At 66.5% G+C, this 21,759-nt stretch carries 21 protein-coding genes and 1 tRNA gene; 7 read left to right on the top strand and 15 right to left on the bottom strand.

The genetic code is table 11. The features are described 5' to 3' along the window. Window positions 1-56: 56 nt before the first annotated feature. Genes HW566_RS13845 through iolC form a run of 3 tightly spaced genes read right to left on the bottom strand, consistent with a single transcriptional unit; the run spans window position 57 to window position 3,474 of the window. The gene (locus HW566_RS13845) at window positions 57-1,580 is read right to left on the bottom strand and encodes a CoA-acylating methylmalonate-semialdehyde dehydrogenase (protein WP_178013786.1); all 1,524 of its coding nucleotides are present in this window, start codon (window positions 1,578-1,580) and stop codon (window positions 57-59) included. 23 nt (window positions 1,581-1,603) lie between these two features. Beyond that, window positions 1,604-2,518: a class I fructose-bisphosphate aldolase gene (locus tag HW566_RS13840; protein WP_178014974.1), complete on the bottom strand. Its 915-nt coding sequence runs from the start codon at window positions 2,516-2,518 to the stop codon at window positions 1,604-1,606. Beyond that, on the bottom strand, window positions 2,515-3,474 hold the full coding sequence (gene iolC / locus HW566_RS13835; protein WP_178013784.1) for a 5-dehydro-2-deoxygluconokinase: 960 nt from the start codon (window positions 3,472-3,474) through the stop codon (window positions 2,515-2,517). Before iolC ends, HW566_RS13840 begins: the two co-directional genes overlap by 4 nt. Before the next feature lie 190 nt (window positions 3,475-3,664). Here iolC and HW566_RS13830 point away from each other — a divergent pair, with 190 nt between their 5' ends. Further along, the gene (locus tag HW566_RS13830) at window positions 3,665-4,426 is read left to right on the top strand and encodes a GntR family transcriptional regulator (RefSeq protein ID WP_178013783.1); all 762 of its coding nucleotides are present in this window, start codon (window positions 3,665-3,667) and stop codon (window positions 4,424-4,426) included. Between the two features lie 329 nt (window positions 4,427-4,755). Here the strand turns inward: HW566_RS13830 and HW566_RS13825 are convergent, their stop codons facing one another. Both HW566_RS13825 and HW566_RS13820 read right to left on the bottom strand, forming a co-directional pair. After that, the gene (locus tag HW566_RS13825) at window positions 4,756-5,076 is read right to left on the bottom strand and encodes a hypothetical protein (protein WP_178013781.1); all 321 of its coding nucleotides are present in this window, start codon (window positions 5,074-5,076) and stop codon (window positions 4,756-4,758) included. A gap of 663 nt (window positions 5,077-5,739) precedes the next feature. Next, a complete protein-coding gene (locus HW566_RS13820) occupies window positions 5,740-6,261 on the bottom strand; it encodes a MarR family winged helix-turn-helix transcriptional regulator (RefSeq protein ID WP_178013780.1) in 522 nt (173 codons plus the stop codon). Between the two features lie 141 nt (window positions 6,262-6,402). On the opposite strand from HW566_RS13820, the gene HW566_RS13815 reads away from it, so the two are divergent. From HW566_RS13815 to HW566_RS13805, 3 genes are read left to right on the top strand one after another with little or no spacing between them, the layout of a single operon-like run. Next, the gene (locus HW566_RS13815) at window positions 6,403-7,362 is read left to right on the top strand and encodes an alpha/beta hydrolase (RefSeq protein ID WP_178013778.1); all 960 of its coding nucleotides are present in this window, start codon (window positions 6,403-6,405) and stop codon (window positions 7,360-7,362) included. A gap of 39 nt (window positions 7,363-7,401) precedes the next feature. Then, on the top strand, window positions 7,402-9,756 hold the full coding sequence (locus tag HW566_RS13810; RefSeq protein ID WP_178013776.1) for an alpha-L-rhamnosidase: 2,355 nt from the start codon (window positions 7,402-7,404) through the stop codon (window positions 9,754-9,756). A gap of 31 nt (window positions 9,757-9,787) precedes the next feature. Then, entirely contained in the window at window positions 9,788-11,059 is a 1,272-nt protein-coding gene (locus tag HW566_RS13805; RefSeq protein ID WP_178013774.1) for an MFS transporter, read from the top strand. Window positions 11,060-11,185: 126 nt separating this feature from the next. Here the strand turns inward: HW566_RS13805 and HW566_RS13800 are convergent, their stop codons facing one another. Continuing rightward, on the bottom strand, window positions 11,186-12,010 hold the full coding sequence (locus HW566_RS13800; RefSeq protein WP_256728731.1) for an IS3 family transposase: 825 nt from the start codon (window positions 12,008-12,010) through the stop codon (window positions 11,186-11,188). 47 nt (window positions 12,011-12,057) lie between these two features. Then, a complete protein-coding gene (locus HW566_RS13795) occupies window positions 12,058-12,342 on the bottom strand; it encodes a transposase (RefSeq protein ID WP_165817905.1) in 285 nt (94 codons plus the stop codon). Between the two features lie 248 nt (window positions 12,343-12,590). On the opposite strand from HW566_RS13795, the gene HW566_RS13790 reads away from it, so the two are divergent. Beyond that, window positions 12,591-14,024 (top strand): recombinase family protein, encoded by a 1,434-nt coding sequence (locus HW566_RS13790; RefSeq protein WP_178013772.1) that lies wholly within the window; start codon window positions 12,591-12,593, stop codon window positions 14,022-14,024. Here HW566_RS13790 and HW566_RS13785 read toward each other — a convergent pair. Continuing rightward, window positions 13,987-14,063 (bottom strand) — tRNA-Pro (locus HW566_RS13785). The two genes, HW566_RS13790 and HW566_RS13785, sit on opposite strands and share 38 nt — an antisense overlap. 113 nt (window positions 14,064-14,176) lie before the next feature. Between HW566_RS13785 and HW566_RS13780 the strand changes: the two genes are divergently transcribed. After that, on the top strand, window positions 14,177-14,794 hold the full coding sequence (locus tag HW566_RS13780; protein WP_178013770.1) for a GNAT family N-acetyltransferase: 618 nt from the start codon (window positions 14,177-14,179) through the stop codon (window positions 14,792-14,794). A gap of 22 nt (window positions 14,795-14,816) precedes the next feature. Further along, window positions 14,817-15,185: an RNA-binding S4 domain-containing protein gene (locus HW566_RS13775; protein WP_178013768.1), complete on the top strand. Its 369-nt coding sequence runs from the start codon at window positions 14,817-14,819 to the stop codon at window positions 15,183-15,185. Window positions 15,186-15,233: 48 nt separating this feature from the next. Here the strand turns inward: HW566_RS13775 and HW566_RS13770 are convergent, their stop codons facing one another. From HW566_RS13770 to HW566_RS13740, 7 genes are all read right to left on the bottom strand, one after another. Then, window positions 15,234-16,013 (bottom strand): DUF4184 family protein, encoded by a 780-nt coding sequence (locus HW566_RS13770; RefSeq protein ID WP_178013766.1) that lies wholly within the window; start codon window positions 16,011-16,013, stop codon window positions 15,234-15,236. A gap of 8 nt (window positions 16,014-16,021) precedes the next feature. Beyond that, on the bottom strand, window positions 16,022-17,326 hold the full coding sequence (gene tyrS / locus HW566_RS13765; protein ID WP_178013764.1) for a tyrosine--tRNA ligase: 1,305 nt from the start codon (window positions 17,324-17,326) through the stop codon (window positions 16,022-16,024). A 38-nt stretch (window positions 17,327-17,364) separates the two neighbouring features. Next, window positions 17,365-17,715: a VOC family protein gene (locus tag HW566_RS13760; protein WP_256728730.1), complete on the bottom strand. Its 351-nt coding sequence runs from the start codon at window positions 17,713-17,715 to the stop codon at window positions 17,365-17,367. A 38-nt stretch (window positions 17,716-17,753) separates the two neighbouring features. Further along, complete coding sequence (locus HW566_RS13755; protein WP_178013762.1) at window positions 17,754-18,449, bottom strand: hypothetical protein; 696 nt, start codon at window positions 18,447-18,449, stop codon at window positions 17,754-17,756. After that, a complete protein-coding gene (locus HW566_RS13750) occupies window positions 18,446-19,090 on the bottom strand; it encodes a SatD family protein (protein WP_178013760.1) in 645 nt (214 codons plus the stop codon). Before HW566_RS13750 ends, HW566_RS13755 begins: the two co-directional genes overlap by 4 nt. Before the next feature lie 77 nt (window positions 19,091-19,167). Further along, window positions 19,168-20,598, bottom strand: a complete 1,431-nt coding sequence (gene argH, locus HW566_RS13745) for an argininosuccinate lyase (protein ID WP_178013758.1) — start codon at window positions 20,596-20,598, stop codon at window positions 19,168-19,170. After that, window positions 20,595-21,746, bottom strand: coding sequence for a heparan-alpha-glucosaminide N-acetyltransferase domain-containing protein (locus HW566_RS13740; protein ID WP_256728729.1), 1,152 nt, complete (start codon window positions 21,744-21,746; stop codon window positions 20,595-20,597). Before HW566_RS13740 ends, argH begins: the two co-directional genes overlap by 4 nt. Between the last annotated feature and the right edge of the window lie 13 nt (window positions 21,747-21,759).

Raw genomic sequence — 21,759 nt, 5'->3', positions numbered from 1 at the left:
TTGCTTTCGAAGTAGGGGTGCCGCCCCTTCCCTGGTGGGGCGGCACCCGGATCGTGTCAGTCGTTCTGGGGGAAGCCCAGGTTGATGCCACCGTGGGTGGCCGGGTCGAGCCAGCGACTGGTGATGGCCTTCTCACGGGTGAAGAAGTCGAAGCCGTGCACGCCGTAAGCCTTCGCATCACCGAAGAGTGACGCCTTCCACCCACCGAACGAGTGGTACGCGACCGGAACGGGGATCGGTACGTTGATGCCGATCATGCCGACCTCAACCTCGCTCTGGAACCGGCGGGCAGCTCCGCCGTCGTTGGTGAAGATCGCGGTGCCGTTCCCGAACTGTCCCGAGTTGATGAGGTCCAGTCCCTCCTGGAACGTCTTCACCCGCACGACAGACAGCACCGGGCCGAAGATCTCCTCCTGGTAAGCGCGCGACGTGGTCGGGATCTCGTCGATGAGCGTCGGGCCGAAGAAGAAGCCGTTTTCGTGGCCGGCAACGGTGAGGCCGCGGCCATCGACGACGATCTTCGCGCCATCGGCTTCGGCGATGTCGACGTAGGACGAGACCTTGTCGCGGTGAAGGTCCGTGATGAGCGGGCCCATGTCGGGTTCGACACCGTCTTGACCCGCTCCGTTGCCGATACGGAGCTTGGCGATGCGCTCGGAGATCTTCGAGATGAGCTCGTCGGCGACGGGCTCGACGGCGATGGCGACGGAGATGGCCATGCAGCGCTCCCCTGCTGCACCGTAACCAGCGTTGACAGCCTGGTCTGCCACGAGGTCGAGATCAGCGTCGGGAAGAACGAGCATGTGGTTCTTCGCGCCGCCGAGAGCCTGGACGCGCTTGCCGTTCTTGGACGCGGTCTCGTAGATGTACTGGGCGATGGGCGTGGAGCCGACGAAGGAGATGGACTGAACGACGGGGCTGTTGAGCAGGCCATCGACGGCGAGCTTGTCTCCCTGGAGAACGGTGAACACTCCGTCGGGGAGCCCCGCTTCCTTCCACAGCTGAGCGAGCCAGAGAGCTGCGGACGGGTCCTTCTCGCTGGGCTTGAGGACCACAGCGTTGCCCGCGGCGATAGCGATGGGGAAGAACCACATCGGCACCATGGCGGGGAAGTTGAACGGGCTGATGATGCCAACCACACCGAGAGGCTGCTTGAGCGAGTAGACGTCGATTCCTGTGGAGGCGTTCTCGCTGAAAGCACCCTTGATCAGGTGCGGGAAACCGGTCGCGAGTTCTACGACCTCCTGGCCGCGCAAGATCTCGCCCATGGCATCGGAGATGACCTTGCCGTGCTCGGCCGTGATGATCTGCGCCAGCTCACGCTTGCGTGCGTTGAGCAACTCACGGAAGGCGAAGACGACGGTCTGCCGCTTGGCGATGGAATAGCTCTTCCAGATCTGGTAGCCGCGCTCGGCGGAGGCAATGGCCTCGTCGATCTCGGCCTGGTCGGCGAGGGCTACATTCCCGGTGACCGCACCGGTGGCTGGATTATGGACAGGCGAGGTGCGACCACTCGCGGAGTCCTTGATGGCGCCGTCGATCCAGTGGGAGATGACGGGCAGTTCGGAGTTCGTGCTCATGTCTTTCTTTCGAGATCGAGGAGTCAGGGGGTGGGAACGACGACGCTCGGGTGCACGAGGCTCGCCGCGGTATCGACCGCGTCGGCGACGTCGCCATCAGGGGGGTAGAGAAGTGTGCGCCCGACGGTGAGTCCGCGAACGCCGGGCAGGCTGAGCGCGTCATCCCAGGCCGCGAACGTCTCGTCAGGGTCAGCGCCGGAATCGCCGCCGAGCAGAAGGGTGGGCATCGTCGTGGCCGCCATGACGCGTTCCATGTCCTCGACGACAGGCAGCTTCATCCAGGTGTAGGCGGAGGACGCCCCGAGCCCCGAAGCGATGGCGATCGAGCTGATGACAGCCTCGGTCGACAGGTCGTTGACGATGCGCCCGTCCACCCAGCGGCTGAGGAATGGCTCGAGCATGATGGGTAGGCCCGCTGCTGCGGCCTGGGTGACGGCCTCCGCGGTGGCCTCAAGCGTCGGGGAGGTTCCGGCATCGTCGAGGTTCACTCGCAGGAGGGTTTTGGCGAAGTCGATCCCGACGGCAGCCATGGCGTTCACCGTGTAAGCCCCGTAGCGGTCGTCCATCTCGAAGGATGCCCCGCGCAGGCCGCCCCGGTTCATCGATCCGACGATGATCTTGCCGTCCAGGAGACCCAGCGCCGCGAGGTCGTCGATGATGTCGGGGGTGCCGAGCACGCCGTCCACCCCGGGACGGGAGAGTGCAGTGGCCAGTCGATCCAGAAGGTCGTAGCGGTCGGCCATCGCCATCGGGTCATTGCCGACACCGAGCGCTCCGCGGGCCGGGTGATCAGCGGCCACGATGAACAGCTTCCCATCGTCGCCGAGCAGGGTGCGGCGTTGACGATTGCGCAGCGCCTCGGTGATGTCTCCGGGCGACGAGGCCCGGATCTCACGCAGGCGTGCGAAATCCTCGGCGTTGAGGGTGATTCCGCTCATCGGTGAGCTCCTTCGAGTCGTGCTTCCACCTCGTCGGCGGTTGGCATTGCGGTAGAGCATTCACGTCGCGATGCGACGATGGCACCGGCGACGTTGGCGAAGCGGAGGATGCGCTCGAGGCCCCAGCCGGAGAGCAGCCCGTGGCACAGCGCCCCACCGAAGGCATCTCCTGCGCCAAGCCCGTTGATCACATCGACGAAGTGCGGGGGGACTTCGACCGTCTCATCCTTCGTCTTCGCCAGAACTCCCTTGGGGCCCTGCTTCACGATGGCGAGATTGACTCCTCTATCGAGAAGCGCTTGTGCTGCGCGCAGCGGCTCGGTCTCGCCGACAGCGACCTCGCACTCCTCGCGGTTTCCGACCGCAACAGTTGAAAGCTCGAGAGCGCGCGCGACCAGCCGCGTCGCCTCCGCGGGGCTGGCCCAGAACATCGGCCGGTAATCCAAGTCCAGAATCGTATGGTCACGGCGGCCGCGGATTTCCAGGGCATCGAGCTGGGTCTGACGACTCGGTTCCTGCGACAGTCCTGTCACGGTGGTCCACAGCACGCCGGCGCCCGTGATGGCCTGCTCGTCGAGCTGGTTCACGGAGATGTTCAAGTCCGGAGCCTTGGGCTCACGGTAGAAGTAGAGCGGGAAGTCGTCAGGCGGGAAGATCTCGCAGAAGGTGACGGGAGTCTTCAGCTCGGGGTCTACGGCGACGTGCCGCGGGTCCACTCCGAGTCGCGCCAGTTCGCGTTGGAGATAGCGACCGAAGGGGTCATCCCCCGTGCGGGAGACCAGGCGCACCGAACGCCCATAGCGCGCCGCCGCGACGGCGACGTTCGCAGCGCTACCGCCGAGGTATTTACCGAATGTCGAGACATCTTCGAGACCGACCCCGTCCTGAAGGGGGTAGAGATCTACGCCGAGCCGACCCACAGCCAGCACGTCGATGGATACCGCTTCGCCTGTCATACTCCGGTGTACAACTTCCTGAGATCGCTCGTCGCCGGATTGCGACTATGTAAGAACAATAACACATCATCAGAGCCGCACAACAGGAGTTGTTGACCTGCTCGTGACAGGTGACATAGTCTGGTTCGTGTCAGGTTGTCGCGACAATGCGACGTCCTACGCGTAGTACCAATGCAACCGAGAGACATGCATGCCTGAAAACACGCCAGTGTGGCCCGAAGAGTTGTTCGCCGACATCGACCGCACAGGGCCCGTGCCCCTCTACTACCAGGTGTCCAGTCGACTTGAGAGCGCCATCATGTCCGGCGCCCTGCCTGCTGGCGCGCGACTCGAGAACGAACTCGCCATCGCCGACCGTCTCGGCCTATCTCGCCCCACGATCCGCCGCGCCATCCAGGAGGTCGTCGACAAGGGCCTCCTCGTGCGCCGTCGGGGTATCGGCACCCAGGTCGTGCAAGGACAAGTCACCCGGCCCGTCGAACTCACCAGTCTGTACGAGGACCTGGTGCGCACACAGCACGCGCCCGGAACGAAAGTACTGGACCGCAAGATCGTCGAGGCCTCGGAGGACGTCGCTCAGCACCTCGGCGTCGCGCCCGGAACGGAAGTCGCTTACTTCCGGCGCCTCAGGAGCACTGACGGGGTCGCTGTCGCCATCCTCGAGAACCATATGCCGTTGCAGTTCGCGGACATCACGGCCGAACAGCTCGAAGCACGGGGGCTGTACCAACTCCTCCGCGCGAAGAGCGTGACGATTCGGGTCGCCAAGCAGAAGATCGGTGCACGGCGCGCGACGAAGGAGGAGAGCGACTTGTTGGACCTCGACAAGGGGGGCCCGGTGCTGACGATGGAGCGAGTGGCGTTCGACCAGGCAGGGCAAGTCATCGAATTCGGGCATCACTGCTACCGACCGGACATGTACAGCTTCGAGACGACGCTCGTCGCCAAATGAGCTCACCGCTCATCGATCAGGCTCCCGCATCCGGGATCGTGTTCGCGGGCCCGGGCAGGGAATGCAGTACGGGCTCCCTCTAATGACGAATGCGCTTCAGCGCCGCTGATGCCTCATCTTCCTGGGGCAGGGGCGTCCGCGCTCGCTCGAAACACAGAAGGGTCGGCCATTCGGCCGACCCTTCTGTGTTTCCGGTCGGGATGATAGGATTTGAACCTGCGACCCCTTGACCCCCAGGTAGACCGTTCGGCCGACTCCTTTGATTTTCCGGGCCTCGCTGCTCCGCAGGACGCCCGCTTTCACGTCATACGTTGCATAGTTTGCATGCATCAGGTCCCGGCAGGGTCCCGGCGCTTGGTAGTCGGCCGCAACTTCATCGCGGGGTATATAGAAGCGTTCGTCACGTCGTCAAACGAGAGCCACTGTCCAAGCTGTTCGTCGCTGAGCCCGATTCCATCGGCGTCGATGCCATCCTCGCTGAGACCGACGATGACGTGGCCGTCGTCCCGTTGGTTCAAGAGCGCGACGACCGCGCGCGCGACGATCGCGGGGAAGGCCCGGTCGGTGCGATCGCCGGTGGCTTTGAACTCGACTCCTCGCTGTTCATACCCAACTCCGATGATCGCCGCGAGCTGTTCGTCGTCGAGCATGCTGCTCCTCACAGGAACGGCACACGGTGCCGCCGCCGTCTGAACCTCAGCGTATCGACGGAACGACCGCGGGATCTGAGCTCAGCAGAAGGCTCCTCCTACGGGACGACCTACAGCCCGGCGCCCTTCGAAATCGTCGACTCCAGCGTGCAGTGCCCGATCACCCATCCCGAGCGAATCCGATGACGGACACCGCATCGGAGCCGGCAGGTTTCTCGGCTGCTCAGCTCCCTCTTCCGAGACCTGCTCGCGATGGCGGGGATGCGGCGGAACCGATGTGGGGTTACGTCTGTGATGCCGGCTTGGTCCATGACGTCACGGAGCTGACGACGGACGTTGTTCGTCGTGTGCGGTGTCCCTCCTTCGGTACACCGGATCGCAAGTCGGACCGATACAGCGGATCGAAGAAGTAGCGAGCATCACGTCGGCGCCGGGATGGGTGGACTCGTTCTCGCCCGCGTGCTCGAACGACGAGGCGTGCTAGCGGTGGTCTTTGAGTGGAACAGCGCGCCGGCCACGCGCACGCAGGGCGGGGAGACTTGACCTCCACCGCCCGCCGGTACGCTGCGCTGATCGACTCGATCGCGTTGGTCGTGCAGATCACTCGGCGGATCTCGACGCGGTATCCCCAGATCGGACGTGGCAAACTTTTCTGCTCGCGCCTCACCCCAGGGGTGGATCGTTGATGGTCTCGTAACCTGAGATTAGTTGGCGTAGCAGTCGCTGGAAGGTGGGGATGTCGTCGGGGTGCCAGTCGGCGCTCAGACGGTCCAGCATCGATTGGTTCGTGTCGACTAGACGTCGGCCGATTGCCCGCCCATGAGGGGATAGGGCTACGAGCACTCCGCGCGCATCTTCTGGATCGGGGAGCCGGAGAACGAGATCCATTGCTTGCAGGCGCTCCACGATCTTGGTCGCGTTCGACCGGCCCGTATCGAGTTGCTCGGCCAGGTCCGTCGGACGCAGCGCCCCGTGCAGCACCAACTGATTCAAAGCGAGAAACGCGGGTATGTCCTCCGCAGGGAACCCGCTGAGGCGCATGAGGGTTTGCCGTACATGTCCGCTGTTCGCGAGACGGATGACCGATTCGATCAGCCCGATGAGCCCATCCGGCTCAGCCCCCGACAACGCAGACAAATCGGCTCCGTCGATTGGGTCGAGCTTGAGCTGGTCTGGTCTTGGCACGTGACGATTCTAGACAGTCGCCGCATCTATTGTCCTTAGGAAAATACTGATACATTGTTCCTGCTCGGAAAACGACGATCCCGTACTCGTGCTGCTTGACGTCGGACCATTCCGCGGACTGGTGAGAGAGGTAGATGGCTGATGACAATCAAACCAACGACCTGGCGCGAAGCAATTCGTGCCGCGAACCCTGACCTCTTGGTTCCAGTGATCCGCTTGCCGTTTCATCTCACCGGACGCACACCCCTACGCGCGGTGATGCGTTACGGTAACGCCAAGCCGACCGCCGTCCTGCCCGGGGTACGTACACGACGGGTGACCGTCGGCACGAGCCAGGTGCCGGTCACCATCCACGAGCCGGACGTGCGCGCTGCCCCAAGCGGTGCCCTGGTCTGGTGCTTCGGAGGTGGCTTGATCTCAGGTTCCGCGGAACACGCCAACGATGTCGCGTCCTACTTGGCCCGTACTCACGGGATCATCGTGGTCGTCCCGAATTACCGGCTCGCCCCTGAGTATCCGTACCCCGCGGCAATCGATGACTGTTTCGCGGCTCTGGAGTGGATCGTTGCCAACGCTGGCCATCTCGGGGTGTTCGTCGACCGGATCGCGGTAGGAGGGGATAGTGCCGGCGCGGGACTCGCCGCGGCGATGGCTCAGCGCGCACACGATGAGAGCATCGCGCTCTGCGTGCAACTGCTGACTTACCCCATGCTGGACGACCGCACGGTGCTTCGTGCGGAAGCGAACCGCGAGGTATACCTGACGTGGACGGTCCCCTCGAACCGCTACGGCTGGGCGAGCTACCTCGGGCACGCACCCGGGGACGGCGAATCGCGGCCCTACGCCGTTCCCGCCCGCCGTGCAAATCTGCACGGTCTCGCACCCGCCTGGATCGGCGTCGGCGACATCGATCAGTTCTACGACGAATGCCTCGACTACGCGGAACGGCTCAAGGCCGCGGGGGTGCCATGTGATTTGCGCGTGGTGCCCGGAATGTACCACGGCGCGGACGTGATGCGACCGAACCACCCACTGATCGTCGGGCTGCGTGAGAGCCGGGACGCGGCACTACGGAAAGCAATGGCCTCGTCGGACAACTGACCGACAGCTCCATCGAATCACTACTACTAAGGAGTAGACATGACTTCCGCGACCACCTCTGCGAAGTGGATCACCGGCCCCTCCCCTACCTCACCCAGCGACCGCACCACGCTCTATCTGCGTGGTGATGTGACTGTCGAAAGGAAAGTCCAGGAGGCGCGGGCCCGCGTGAGCGCGCTCGGCTGGTACCGGTTCTTCGTCAACTCCGTCAATCAGACCGGCACGGCGCTCGTCCCCAGGTGGACACCGTTCGATCACTACGTCGAGTACCAGGAATATGACATCACCGAGCACCTACGGGAAGGCCACAATGTGCTCGCGATGGCAATCGGGGAAGGGAGGTTCCGCGGTCACATCGGCGGCTCGAGTCGCCCAGACGTCTACGGAGACCGTCTCGCCGGACACGTCACCATCGACATCGAATACACCGACGGAAGCACCGCCACCATCGTCAGCGACTCGTCATGGCTCGCGGGTGCCGGACGGATATCCATCTCCGATCCCATGCTCGGAGAGAAAGTGGATCTGCGCGTCTCCGATGACAACTGGCTCTCTGCCACGACACCGCCACCGAACGATCCCGGCAGGTTCGGTCCCGTCGAGATTTTCCCCACCCAGCGAAACCTCATCCCAGAAGAGGGCGGACGCGTCGAGAAGGTCGACACACTGCGCCCGCTCAGCATCACCCGCACACCCGCCGGCACGCAGCTGGTCGATTTCGGGCAGAACGCCGCCGGCGTGGTTCGCATCCACCTCCAGGGAAAGGCAGGCACTGTCGTCACCCTCACCCACAGCGAGCTCGTCGCCGCCAACGGCAGCGTCGACATCGACTACCTCGCCCTCCCGCCCGTCGCAAAGGGAATAGTCCAAGCCGACAGGGTCATCCTTGACGGCACCCCGACATGGTGGCAACCATGGTTCACCATCCACGGTTTCCGCTACGTCGAAATCGACGGGCTCCCCAACACGCTCACCGCCGACGACCTCGAATATGTCGTCCTGTCCACCAACCTCGCCCCCACCGGCACATTCCAGTGCTCCGATGAACGACTGAACAAGCTATACGAGAACACAAAGTGGTCAATGCGGTCCAACTTCACTGACACCCCGACCGACTGCCCCACCCGGGAACGATCCGGGTGGACAGGTGACATTCAGGCGTTCGCCGCCACGGCCACGACCTACGCAAACGTCTCCGAGTACCTCCGCCGCTACCTCCGCAATCTCGCCGTCGAGCAGCTCCCCGACGGGCGGATCCCACCGTTCATCCCGGCTGAGACGTCCAGTTTCAGCGGCGGGCTGAGTAAGGCTTTCACCATTCTTTCCAGCTCCGCCGGCTGGGGGGACGTGAGTGTGCAACTCCCCACCGTGCTCCACCAGTACTACGACGACACCACATCGGTCGAGCTTGCTTATCCGGCCGCCAAACGCTGGGTGGACCACCTCGAACACAGAGCCGCCCACAAGCGCAGCATCAGGCGACGTCTCCGCGCTCGAGGTGCCGCGCTGGAGAACGAGAAATACATCGTCGACACAGGTTTCAACTGGGGTGAATGGCTCCGGCCCGGTGAGTCCTTCATCGCCTCCGTAGCCGACTCAGCGCTGCGCTCGGGGCCCGTCATCGCCACCGCCTACCTCGAGCACTCTGCGCGGCAACTCGCCACACTCGCCACCGCCCTGGACCGCGAGAACGACGCTAAACACTACCGGCAGCTCGCAGACCGCACCCGAAAAGCGTGGCGTGCCGCTTTCATCCACCCCGACGGGCGCATCGGCATGAACCGTCAAGACGACTACGTGCGCGCCCTCGCGTTCGGCCTCCTTCAGGCCGACGAGAAGGCCGCCGCAGTTGAGCGACTCGTGGACCTGATCGAGGAAGCCGGCGACCATCTCGGAACCGGATTCCTCAGCACCCCATGGCTTCTTTTCGTCCTGACAGACAACGGTCGTGCCGATGTCGCCGCACGTCTGCTTCTGCAGACCACGACGCCCTCATGGCTGTCCCAAGTCGAGCGGGGAGCGACCACGACCTGGGAAACCTGGGAGGGTTACACCCAGAAAGGAAAGGCACACGCCAGCCACAACCACTACGCCTACGGCGCCGTCACCGGTTTCCTCATCGAACGACTCGTCGGCATCTCACCCGCCGAACCCGGGTTCCGCACCATCAATATCCGTCCCACCCTACTCCCCGGGCTCACCCACGCTGAGGCCACCGTCGGCACACCATTCGGAAGCGCTCAAGCGGGCTGGCGCATCGACGGCGACGACCTCGACGTGAACGTCACTGTGCCTGAGGGAACCACCGCACGGTTGCTGATCGGTCCGATCGACCGGCATCTAACGCCCGGCGAGCACCAGTTGCAATACCCAATCACACCCATCTCGTCGTGAATAGCTCATCTCAGCTCGCCGGAGGAACACGGTGACCGCCAGTCGCAGACCCGCCGGCCCGGCCTTGGCCGCGCTGGCCCTCGGCACATTCGGGCTCGGAACGACCGAATTCGCGGTGGTGGGTCTACTCCCGAACATCGCCGAATCGTTCGGTTCATCGAGCCAGGCCATCGGCGCGGCCATCGCCGCCTACGCCTTCGGAGCGATGCTGGGCGCCCCGGTGCTCACCCTGCTGCTTCGCCGACTCCCTCTCAAACGTGTGCTGATCGTGGAGGTCGTGCTCCTGGCCATCGCAACCCTGATCACAGCACTCAGCCCGAACCTTGAGGTGTTTATCCTCGCTCGATTCCTCTCGGGCCTGCCCCATGGCGCGTACTTCGGGGCGGCGGCTGCAACCGCGATGACGCTGCTGGCCCCACAACACCGCGGACGAGCCGCCTCTACAGTGGTGCTCGGACAAACAATCGCAAACATCGCCGGCGTCCCCCTCGCGACCGCGCTCGGCGACACCGCCGGCTGGAGCGCCGTATTCCTAGGCATCACCGCCATATTCACCGCCACAGCTATCGCCATAACAGTGCTTCTCCCGCAGGCCCAGCCTCGGGAAGCCGGACCCGTGACGGCCGACCTGGCCGCTCTAAAGCGAGGTCAAATGTGGATCGGCATCATCGCCGGTGCCATCGGATTCGCCTCGATCAACTCCGTCTACGGGTACATCTCCGTCATCGCCGCGGCGGCAGGGCTCACCACCAGCGCCACGCCCTGGATACTGGTGCTCTTCGGAGTTGGGATGACAGTTGGCGCCGTCATCGGCGGGCGGATTGCCGATAGATCGGTCAAAGGCGCCCTCGTAATCGCCTACGCGGTGACCGGAGTGGTGATGGTCGTCTTCGCCCTCACCATGAGCAGCGAAGTATTCGTCTTCATCGCCGCCTTCGGCATCGGCATCTCTGCACAGCTGATCATCCTGCCGTTACAGATTCGACTGATCGACACCGCTCCCTTCGCACCGGCGTTTGCCGCCGCCCTTACTCAGAGTGCAGTGGGACTCGCCAACGTCCTCGGCTCTACCGTCGGCGGAGCCCTCCTCATATTTGGCCCCCCCTACACACTGAACGCATGGGCCGCGGCCGCATTCGCCGCAACAGCACTCATCCTCATCAGCATCGCCAAGCCGGTCAGAACCATCGACCGCGAATACCGAGTCTCGGTCGCCACCGGCTCCATCGCCATCGTGCCCCAACCACGCAAAGCGTGGCCGGCGCCCCGACCCACCGCATCAGAACCCAGCGCCACGGAATAACGGCCATGAACGTCGACAAGCTCAACGACGAAATCGTGCCGCAAGAGCCGGAACCCCTTCACGTCGACCCGAGCTACGACGAGGGCGGAGCCTGACCCGGTTTCCCGGACGGTTTCTCTTTGTTGATCATGCCGCGGTTGCGGCGGGGATGTGAAGTCGTTCGAACTCCACGGGGCTGTGGTTGCCGAGCGCGGTGTGTCGGCGGGTGGGGTTGTAGAACGCTTCGATCCACTCGAACATCGCCGACGACAGTTCCGCTTTCGAGGCCCAGGTCGACCGGTCGAGGAGCTCGCGTTGCATCGTTGACCAGAAGCTCTCGATGAGTGCGTTGTCGACGCTGGAAGCGACGCGTCCCATTGAGCCGAGGAGCCCGGCTTGGCGGAGCCTATGCCCGAAGAGCCATGAGGTGTATTGCGCTCCTCGGTCCGCGTGGACCACGGTCCCGGGTTCGGGGCGGCGGCGCCAGCGGGCCATCTCGAGCGCGTCAACGACGATCTCCGCAGTGATCCGGTCGCTGATCGACCAGCCAACGACCCGGCGGCTGAACGCGTCGATCACGGCCGCGCAGTAGACCCATCCGTCTTTCGCGCGGTGTTGCGTGATGTCGCAGAACCACAGCCGGTTCGGCGTGTCGGCGCGGAACTGTCGCTTCACGAGGTCCTCGTGCGTAGCGGTATCGGGCTTCCATCCGCGCCGCTTCCGGCGGTGCGAGACGCCCACAAGACCGTCGATCCGCATCAGCCGGGCGACGCGTTTCCGGCCAACGTGAACCCCGAGTCCGAGCCGAAGCTCGGCAAGCACCCGCGGCGCCCCATACGTCCCCCTCGAGTCAGCGTGGATTCGACGGATCGTGGTCGTCAGCTCCGCATCCGAGACCGCACGCCGCGATGGTGGCCGGCCGACCCACTCGTAGAAGCCGGACTTCGAGACGTTCAGGAACCGGCAGGCCACCGCGACGGGAACACCGTCAGCGGCGAGCTCCTGGACCAGCCGGAACCCTATTTTGGGAGCACGTTCTCCCTCGCGAAGTACGCCGACGCGCGCTTGAGGATCTCGATCTCCATCTCCAGCACCCGGTTCCGGCGCCGCAACTCGACGAGCTCCTTGTGCTCATCGGTCGTGATCCCGGACTTGCGGCCGGAGTCGACCGCGTCACGGTTCATCCAGTTCCGCAGGCACGACTCGCTGATCCCAAGATCACGAGCGGTCTGCGCAACCGGGTTTCCCTGGGCAACGAGATCAAGGGCTCGACGCCGGAACTCCGGCGGGTGGGCAGCAGGCATCTCACGGACTCCTTCCGAGACGATCATCGCCTCAAAACTGGTGTCCGGAAAAGCGGGTCAGGCTCCCCGCGCTCACCCCGATCGATTTCACCCTCGACGAACCAAAACGCGACAGCACAAAACCCACGACGCCCCCGAAAAGCCAAACCCCAATAGATGACTAACGCCCCATCACGCGGCCTCGCGTCATGCGGTGGCTTACCGTACCGCGAAGAATCCGGCGAAGGGACGAAAAACTTCCTCCTGAGGTGCGCTACGTCGTGATCTACATGCGTTCCCGCGTGTTTCGGAATCACCTCGACGCCGCCGTGACGAAGATCCGGCTACGGGATAAGGGGGTCACGCTCGTCTCAGCGAAGGAGAGGTTCGGTGACGGCTACATGGGAGACGCCATGGAAGCCATCACCGACATCATGAACGAAGTCCAAGTCCGCCAGTCTGGCGAGGACATCAGGATCAAGATGGCCCATAAGGTGCAGCGGGGCGGAAGTGTCGGTCGAGCGAAGCTCGGCTACCTCAACGTCCGTAAGGACTACGACGGTCGGCTCGTCAACACGATCGACCTCGACCCAGCGAGATACGAACTCATCCGCCGGGCGTTTGAGCAATACGCGACTGATCAGTACTCGATCTGGCAACTCGCGGGACTACTTGAAGACCAAGGCTTGACCACGCGGCCATCTGCGAAGCGGCCCGCCCGCCCCCTGTCGCCGAGCGCGCTTGCGAAAATTCTTCGCGATCCGTACTACACCGGTGCCATCCGCTTCAAGGGAGCTCTTTACCCCGGCCGTCACCAAGCGATCGTCAGCAAGACAACTTTCCTCGAGGTCCAGAAGATCTTGGACCGCCGGAACCGTAAAGGCGACCGAGACATGATCCACTTTCACTACCTGAAGGGTCTGCTCGCGTGTGGGACCTGCGCCGACGAGGGCCGCACGAGCAGACTCGTCTACAGCCAGAACACTGGCAACGGGGGCCTGTACGAGTACTACCTCTGCGCGGCGAAACAACGAGGCCGCTGTTCGATCGGAACTATCCGGCTCGATGACGTCGAAGCCGCCGTGCATCGCGCCGTCGCAGCGGAGCGATTCGATGCAGCCACCCTCACAGCGCTCCGAGCCGAGGTAACCGCGGCAATGGATACGTTGCAGGCGGCAGAACGGGAACTCAAGTCGAACCTCCGCAAACAGCTCCAAACGCTCGAATCACAGGAGGACCGACTGATTGACCTCGCCGCCGACGGTACGATGCCCAGCGATAAGCTGCGGACACGGCTGAATGACATCACCATGCAGAAGGCATCTATCAGCGAGCGCCTCCAGCGCACGGAGAAGCACCTGCGCTCCGGCGCCGAGACCGTGCTCGCCTACCTGGACCTGTTCGAGGAGCCTGACGAGTTCTACTCTCGGGTATCTGACAACGTGCGACGAGACCTGCTCGCGGCCTTCTTCGACCGACTAGTGGTCTATGTCGAAGACGGACGGCTTCGCATCGACCCCGTTCGCACCGACGTGATCGCCGCACTGCATTCCTGGAGCGACGCTCACTCTCGCCAAAACGAAGAAGCCCCCCGCGTTTCCGCGGAGGGCTCCTTCTCGTCGACCAAAAGGGACTTTGCGTCCATTGGTTTGAGTAACTCTCAATTGGTCGGGATGACAGGATTTGAACCTGCGACCCCTTGACCCCCAGTCAAGTGCGCTACCAAGCTGCGCCACATCCCGGTCCGCTGTCCGCACGCGGACAACTCCCCTATCCTAACCGGTCCCGGGCTTGCTCGCGAACCGCTGCACCCGGGCGCGTTGCCGGTGTCGGAGCTGGGCGCTACGGTCGGCCCATGAGCGAGACGACGATCGTGCCGGTGACACCCGGCAGCTTCAGCGACGCGCAGCAGGCGATGAGCGGTGGCGGCGACGGGGGCGAGTGTCAGTGCCAATGGTGGACGATGACGAACGCCGACTTCCAGCGCACCGACATCGCGGGACGCGCGGACGCCTTCCGCGATGAAGTGGATGCCGCGCCCTCCCCCGGGCTCGTCGCCTACGTCGACGGCGACGCCGCCGGCTGGGTCCGCGTCGGTCCGCGCACCCGCCAGGTACGCCTGAGCAAGACGCGCGCCTACGCCGGCGCAACCGAAGAGCCCTGGGACGACGCGGATGTCTGGGCCATCAGCTGCTTCGCGGTGCGCAAAGAGCACCGCGGCTCGGGCCTCAACGCCGCGCTCCTCGAGGCGGCGGTCGCCTTCGCCCGAGAGAACGGCGCCAGAGTGGTCGAGGCGTATCCGGTCGACCCGGATGCTGGGCGCAAAGTCACCTCGAACGAGCTCTACCACGGGGCACTCTCGACGTTCCTCACCGCCGACTTCCGGGAGGTCGCCCGCCCGAAGCCCCACGTCGCCCTCGTCTCGCTCGACCTGTCCGGCGCGACCGAGCACACCGACGGCGACCCGACCTGACGCGTCGGCGAGAATGGAACGCATGACCGCATCCGACGCCCCCGTCCGCGTGGACTCGTGGCTCTGGGCGGTCCGCGTCTACAAGACCCGCTCCGCGGCGACCACCGCCTGCCGTGCCGGACACGTCCGCGTCAACGGCGAGAAGGTCAAGGCATCCCAGTCGGTGCGCCCGGGAGACGAGCTGCGCGTGCGCATCGCGGGCTTCGACCGCATCCTCGTCGTCCGCCAGACGCTCACCAAGCGCGTCGGGGCCCCGGTCGCCGCGACAGCGGTCGACGAGCGCACTCCCCCGCGCGAACCCACCGCGATGCTCGCCGTCCGCGACCGCGGTGCCGGGCGCCCGACCAAGCGCGAGCGTCGCGAGATCGACCGCCTCCGCGGTGTCGAGTAACGCACCCTGTATCGAGCTGGTCGGCTTCGGCTCTGCGGTGGCGCGAGCTCAGCGCAAGGCGCGCCGCCGCACGATCTGCACCGCGATGCACAGCATCACCGTGCCGGCACCCCAGATGGCGCACGCCGGCGGCAGCACCCGGTACGCGAGGTGCTGCGCGGTCCACTCCGCCGTCAGCGGCCCGTAGGCCGCGAACCCGACGGCCGTGGCGATCACGAGCGCGACCGGCAGCGACGCCCACCACGTCACGCGCACGACGCTGGGCAGCACCCGCCGCACCGCGCCACGAGCTCCACCGCGCAGCCACACGGCGCCCGCTACCGCGAGGCCCAGCAGCCCGAGCACGCTCGAGGCGTACTGGAACCACCGGTAGCCGTGCAGCGGCCCCCAGCGCTCCGCGAGCGCCGGGATCAGCTCGACGCCCCACCGCCCCTCATGGGTGAACGCGTCCCACGCGATATGGCTGAGCACCCCGATCGCGAGGGATGCCACGATGATCGCGACCGTCATCGGCACGGTCCCCCGCCGCACCGTCCGCAGCGCCTCGCCGCCCTGCGCGTCCCACGCGGACGGCAGCCTCGACGCCATCCATCCCGGCGCGAGCTCACGCGCGGCGGGGCGCAGCAGAAGCCACCACGCGAGCAGCAGCACGCCCGCGATCACCACGGTCAGCCACGGGTACGCGTGCGTCTGCGCGTAGCTGATGCCGATCCCGCGCGCGAACAGCGGCAGATCCGGCGCCATCGCCCCGATCGCCACCGCCGCGGGCACGAGCGGGGTCCGCACGACCGCGAGCGCGACGACGGCATGGCTCGGGGTGAACGGCATCCGGCTGGTCAGCCCCCGATGAGAACGCCGGCGAGCGTCTTCTTGCCGCGTCGCAGCACCGACACCCCGCCCGGCAGGTCGCCGGTGACGATGGCCGACTCGTCGTCGACCTTCACTCCGTCGACCGACACGCCGCCCTGGGCGATCGCGCGTCGCGCCTCCGACAGGCTGCCGACCAGGCCGGTGTCGACCAGCAGCTGCACGACCCCGGTTCCCTTCGGGACGGTCGCGTGCGGCAGCTCGAGCAGGGCCGAGCGCAGCGTGTCGGCATCGAGCGCGGTCAGGTCGCCCTGACCGAACAGCGCCTCGGACGCCGCGATGACCTTGGCCGTGGCATCGACACCGTGGACGGTCGCGGTGACCTCGAACGCCAGACGCTTCTGAGCGGCGCGGCGGAACGGCTCGTCGGCGACGAGGCGCTCGTACTCGGCGATCTCGTCGCTCGAGAGGAACGTGAACACCTTCAGACGCTCGACGACATCGGCATCCGCGGTAGAGAGCCAGAACTGGTAGAACGCGTACGCGCTCGTGAGCTCCGCGTCGATCCAGATCGCGTTGCCCTCGCTCTTGCCGAACTTCGTGCCGTCGCTGTTGGTGATCAGCGGCGTGCCGAAGGCATGCACCGACGTGCCCTCGACGCGGTGGATCAGGTCGGTGCCGCTGGTGAGATTGCCCCACTGGTCCGACCCGCCGGTCTGCAGCGTGCAGCCGTACTGCCGGTACAGCTCGAGGAAGTCGAGACCCTGCAGGATCTGGTAGCTGAACTCGGTGTAACTGATGCCGGCATCGGAATTCAGGCGCGCGGCGACGGCATCCTTCTTCAGCATCGTGCCGACACGGTAGTGCTTGCCGATCTCGCGCAAGAAGTCGATCGCCGACAGCGGTGCCGTCCAGTCGAGGTTGTTGACCATGCGGGCAGCGTTCTCGCCCTCGAAGCTCAGGTACCGCTCGATCTGGCCGCGCAGGCGGTCGACCCACTCGGCGACGGTCTCACGGGAGTTCAGCGTGCGCTCGGCAGTCGGCCGCGGGTCGCCGATAAGACCCGTCGAGCCTCCGACGAGCCCGAGCGGCTTGTGCCCGGCGAGCTGCAGGCGGCGGAGCGTCAACAGCTGCACGAGGTGGCCGAGGTGCAGGGATGCCGCCGTGGGGTCGAAGCCGCAGTAATACGTGATGGGGTCTCCGCCGAGCGCCTCTCGCAGCGCTTCCTGGTCGGTGGACACATGCACGAGACCGCGCCACACGAGCTCGTCCCACACGTTCTCGAACGCGGGATCGAGCGCCACGGGGGCGGCCGTCAGGGCTTCATCAGACACGCGCTCCAGGCTATCAGCGGGCGCGCCGCCGCCCCGTGTCAGCCCACCGCGACCTCGTCGAACAACCCGATGACGTTGCCTTCGGAGTCGCGCAGGTACACCCACCGCGAGTCCTCGCCGAGCTGCTGGATCTCCCCCACCTGCTCGCCGCCGGCGGCGACCGCGGCAGCCACGACATCCTCGATGCGGTCGACCGTGAACACGATCGTGGGATGCGGCACCTCACCCCGCTGGTGCAGATCACCGTCGACACCGTGACCATCGGGCTGCCGCAGCATGCCCATGTCGTCGGCCCACGGCTCGTACTCGAACCCGAGCACCGACCGATAGAACGCCTGCGCACGCTGGATGTCGTCGGCCGGGATCTCGAAAAGCTCCATCTTCGCCATGCGGCGAGCATGACGCAGCCGGCGCGGGACGGCAAGGGTCAGCCCGCGCCACCCCACCAGACGAGAAACGCCGCTCCCAGGGCGACGACCCAGCTGACGAGACTGCCCACGAGGAAGTACTCGGCACGGTCGCCGCCGTCTTCGTCGCGGGAGATCTCGGGGAAGCGCACGATGCCCTTGGCCGCGAGGACCGCAGCCAGCAGCGTGAACGCCCCGGTGAGGGTGAGGGCGAAGACGAGCAGCCGCTCGATCGGGCCGATGAGACGGCCGCCCTTGAGCGCTTTGGTGGCCTCCTCGGCGACGGCGCCGTCGCGCAGCGACGCACGGACGATGACGTTGCCCGACTCGACGAGGAACACCAGCGATCCCGCGATCGCAACGGCGAGGTCGAGGGTGACGGCGCCGAGAGGCGAGTCTATCGGCCAGATGCGCTCGAGCGGGCCCTGCCCGTCGCGCACCCCGACGAAGGCGACCATGACGGCCACCACAACGGCGATGCCCGCCGCGGGCCAGAGTCCCCAGCGCGTGGGGTCGCGGGTCGAGGTCGTCGCCGCCCACCCGGCCGCGACGGCGACCGCGGCGAACCACCAGCCGGCGGCGCCGGCCCAGGCGGCGAGCGGGAGCAGCACGGCGCCGATCAGCACCAGGACGACCCCCAGCCGGGCACCCGCCAGGCGGCGCCGAGCGAGGTCGAGCCCGCCGACGGCGAGCAGCGCGAGCCCGGCCCCGATCATCGGAAGCCTTCCCGCAGTGCCGCGAACCCGCCGACGACGGCGGGAGCACCCGACGAGGCGAGCAGCTGCGATACCGCCGACTGCGAGATGCCCTCCTCGGCGGCGAGCGCACCCTGCGTGCGACCCAGGCACCGGCCGTAGGCGAGGCGGCGGGCACGCTGCGACATGGCACCGACCAGCTCGTCGCGCGCGAGCAGGTAGGCGTTGACGAAACGGATGCGGTCGGCCATGGCGACATCCTCCTCGCCACCGGCGACAACGCGGGTGCGGGCGCGCGGCACGGTGCGGTCCTGCAGACCGTGGACCTGCTCGATCGCCTCGCGTGCGCGCCACCATCCGGGGCCGTCTGAGATCGTCGGCGTGGCGGAGTCGACCTGGTCGACGTCTCCGACACCCACCCCGAACCGCAGTGCCGCCTCATCGGGCAGAGCGAGCTGCAGGAGCAGGAGCCAGGCCAGCGCGTCGTCGAGCTCATCGAACACGGCTTGGAACTCGTCGGCGAACGTCGCGCGCATCGGGGCTCGGCTCACCGGGAGCGCCGCGTCGACCTCGGCGATCGTCCGCTCGATCCGCGCCTGGGTGAGGCTGCGGTCATCGAGGCGGCGAGAGCCGACGATGTCGGCGATCACAGCGATCGTCATGATATGAGATTAACACTTATATCGCTGAGATATAAGTCGTGGTCTGATAACGCCGAGATATCAGCGTACGACTGATGTCAGTGCCGCCAAATGTGCACGGCCTGCTGCGCGCGGGCGATGAGCGCCGCCCGCTGCTCGTCGACACGCACCGGGGCAGTGCCGCCGGCGCCGTCGCGGCTCGCGACCGAGCCCTCGGGCGAGAGCACTTCGCGCACACGAGGGTCGAGGTGCACGGACACCGCTGCGAGGTCGTCGTCCGACGCCTCGTGCAGCTCGATGCCCCGCTCCTCGCACAGGCGGACGAGCGAGCCCGACACCTCGTGAGCCTCGCGGAAGGGCACGCCCCGCTTGACGAGCCATTCGGCCACGTCGGTGGCGAGCGAGAAACCCTGGGGTGCGAGCTCGGCCATGCGGTCGAGGTCGAAGCGCAGCGTCGCGACCATGCCGGCGAACGCGGGGAGCACGACCTCGAGCGTCTCGATCGAGTCGAAGACCGGCTCCTTGTCCTCCTGCAGGTCGCGGTTGTACGCCAGCGGCAGGGCCTTGAGCGTGGCGAGCAGCCCCGACAGGTTGCCGATCACACGGCCGGCCTTGCCGCGGGCGAGCTCGGCGATGTCGGGGTTCTTCTTCTGCGGCATGATGCTCGACCCGGTCGAGTAGCCGTCGTCGAGCGTGACGAAGCCGAACTCGCGCGTGTTCCAGATGATGATGTCTTCGGCGAAGCGCGAGATGTCGACGGCGATCATCGCCGAGACGAACGCGAACTCCGCCACGACGTCGCGCGACGACGTGCCGTCGATGGAGTTCTCGGCGGGGCGGTCGAGACCGAGCTCGGTCGCCACCAGCTGCGGGTCGAGACCGAGCGTCGCCCCGGCGAGCGCTCCCCCGCCGTACGGCGAGACGCGGGCGCGTGCCGCCCAGTCGCGTAGTCGCTCGAGGTCGCGCAGGAGCGGCCAGGCGTGGGCCTGCAGGTGGTGCGCCAGCAGCACCGGCTGCGCGTGCTGCAGGTGGGTGCGACCGGGCATGATCGCGCGCGAATGCGCCTCGGCCTGCCCGACGATCGCGTCGATGAGGCGCAGGATGTCGCGGGCGATCACCTCGGCGTGGTCGAGCAGGTAGAGCCGCACGAGGGTCGCGATCTGGTCGTTGCGACTGCGACCGGCGCGCAGCTTGCCGCCGAGGTCGGCGCCGACGGTTGCGATGAGCGCGGCCTCGAGAGCACCGTGGACGTCTTCGTCGTCCGGCGCGGGCAGGAGCGAGCCGTCACGCACGGCAGCGAGGACGGTGTCGAGACCCGCGTGCATGCGGCTCTCCTCGTCGGGGGTCAGATACCCGGCGGCGGCGAGAGCCTTGGCATGGGCGTGCGATCCGGCGATGTCGTAGCTGGCGAGCGCCCAGTCGAAGTGCGTCGATCGGCTCAGGCGCGCCAGCTCGGGTGCCGGACCCGACGCGAAGCGGGCTCCCCAGAGAGCCCCGGAGTTCGTGCCGCCTGACGTGTCTGCGCTCATCGCTCCAGCTTATCGGGGCGGGCCGAGCCGCCCCGATCGGCGGCCGAGGCGCTCGCGACCACCGCCGTTCCCGGCACGACGCGCCGGGCGAGCGCGTCGATCCCGGCCTCGAGCGGCCCGCGCCCGACGAGGAGTGCCCAGAGCGTGCAGCCGGCGACGATCCCGAGGGTCATGGGCCAGAACGGCTCCAGGGCACGGTACGCGTCGAGCTCGAACGTTCCCGGCTCGGGAGCCGGTCTCGACGCCGCCCACACGACGATCTGCGCACTGTAGGCCGTGAGCGGCATCGAGCCGACGGCCCGCAGCGGCAGCGCGAGCCACGTCAGGGGCGTGCGGCACAGGAGGATGCAGAGGCCGAGCACCAGCAGCGCGAACCCGCCGGAGCCGACGACCTCGAACAGTCCCGACGAATGCGCCTCTCCGGTCCACACCGTCTCGCCGAAGGACTCGGACTCACCCCAGACGACGTCCAGCACGGCGCCGGCGAGGGCGAGGCCGGCGCCGACGAGAACGAGCAGCACCGGCGTGTACCGGCGGCGCAGGTCGCATCGGGCGGCGGCCATGCCCGCCAGCACGAAGGCGATCCAGGTGAGGAACGGGTAGTGCCAGCCGACGGCGTTCGACAGGTCGTCACCGGCCGGCGTCGACCAGAACGCGAGCGCGTCGATCGCTGCCTGCGGGAACGGCGCGATCACTCCCACCACCACGGCGGCGATGGCAAGCGACCGGGCACGCAGCGGCAGGACCGCGGCGGCGATGATGAAGAGAACCGCGTAGGCGGGCAGGATGACGTACACCGGCACCGCGAAGAGGATCAGCACGACGCCCACGACCCAGATCGCCGCGGCACGCACCAGCAGTCGCAGCCGCGCGGTCGCGAGCCCGGGCCCGCTCACCGGCCGGAGGCCGCCGCTGATAAGCCCGATCGAGACTCCTGCGAGGGTCGCGAAGAGGATCGATGATCGTCCATGGACGAGCCCGTCGTAGGTCGCCGGGTCGGTCCAGTCGAGGTCGGGGATGACGAGCAGGTGCGCCGCGAGCATGCCGATCACCGCGAGCCCGCGCGCGAGGTCGACGCCGTCGATGCGCGACGGGGAGAACAGCGACCGCTGTCGCAGAGCTTCGCCCCACCCCGGCACCGGCGTCACCGTCCCTCCGTCA

The organism is Microbacterium oleivorans (assembly GCF_013389665.1).
Lineage (GTDB): Bacteria > Actinomycetota > Actinomycetes > Actinomycetales > Microbacteriaceae > Microbacterium > Microbacterium oleivorans_C.
Note: the sequence above shows the minus strand (reverse complement) of the source record. Positions and strands in the feature narration are given on the sequence as shown.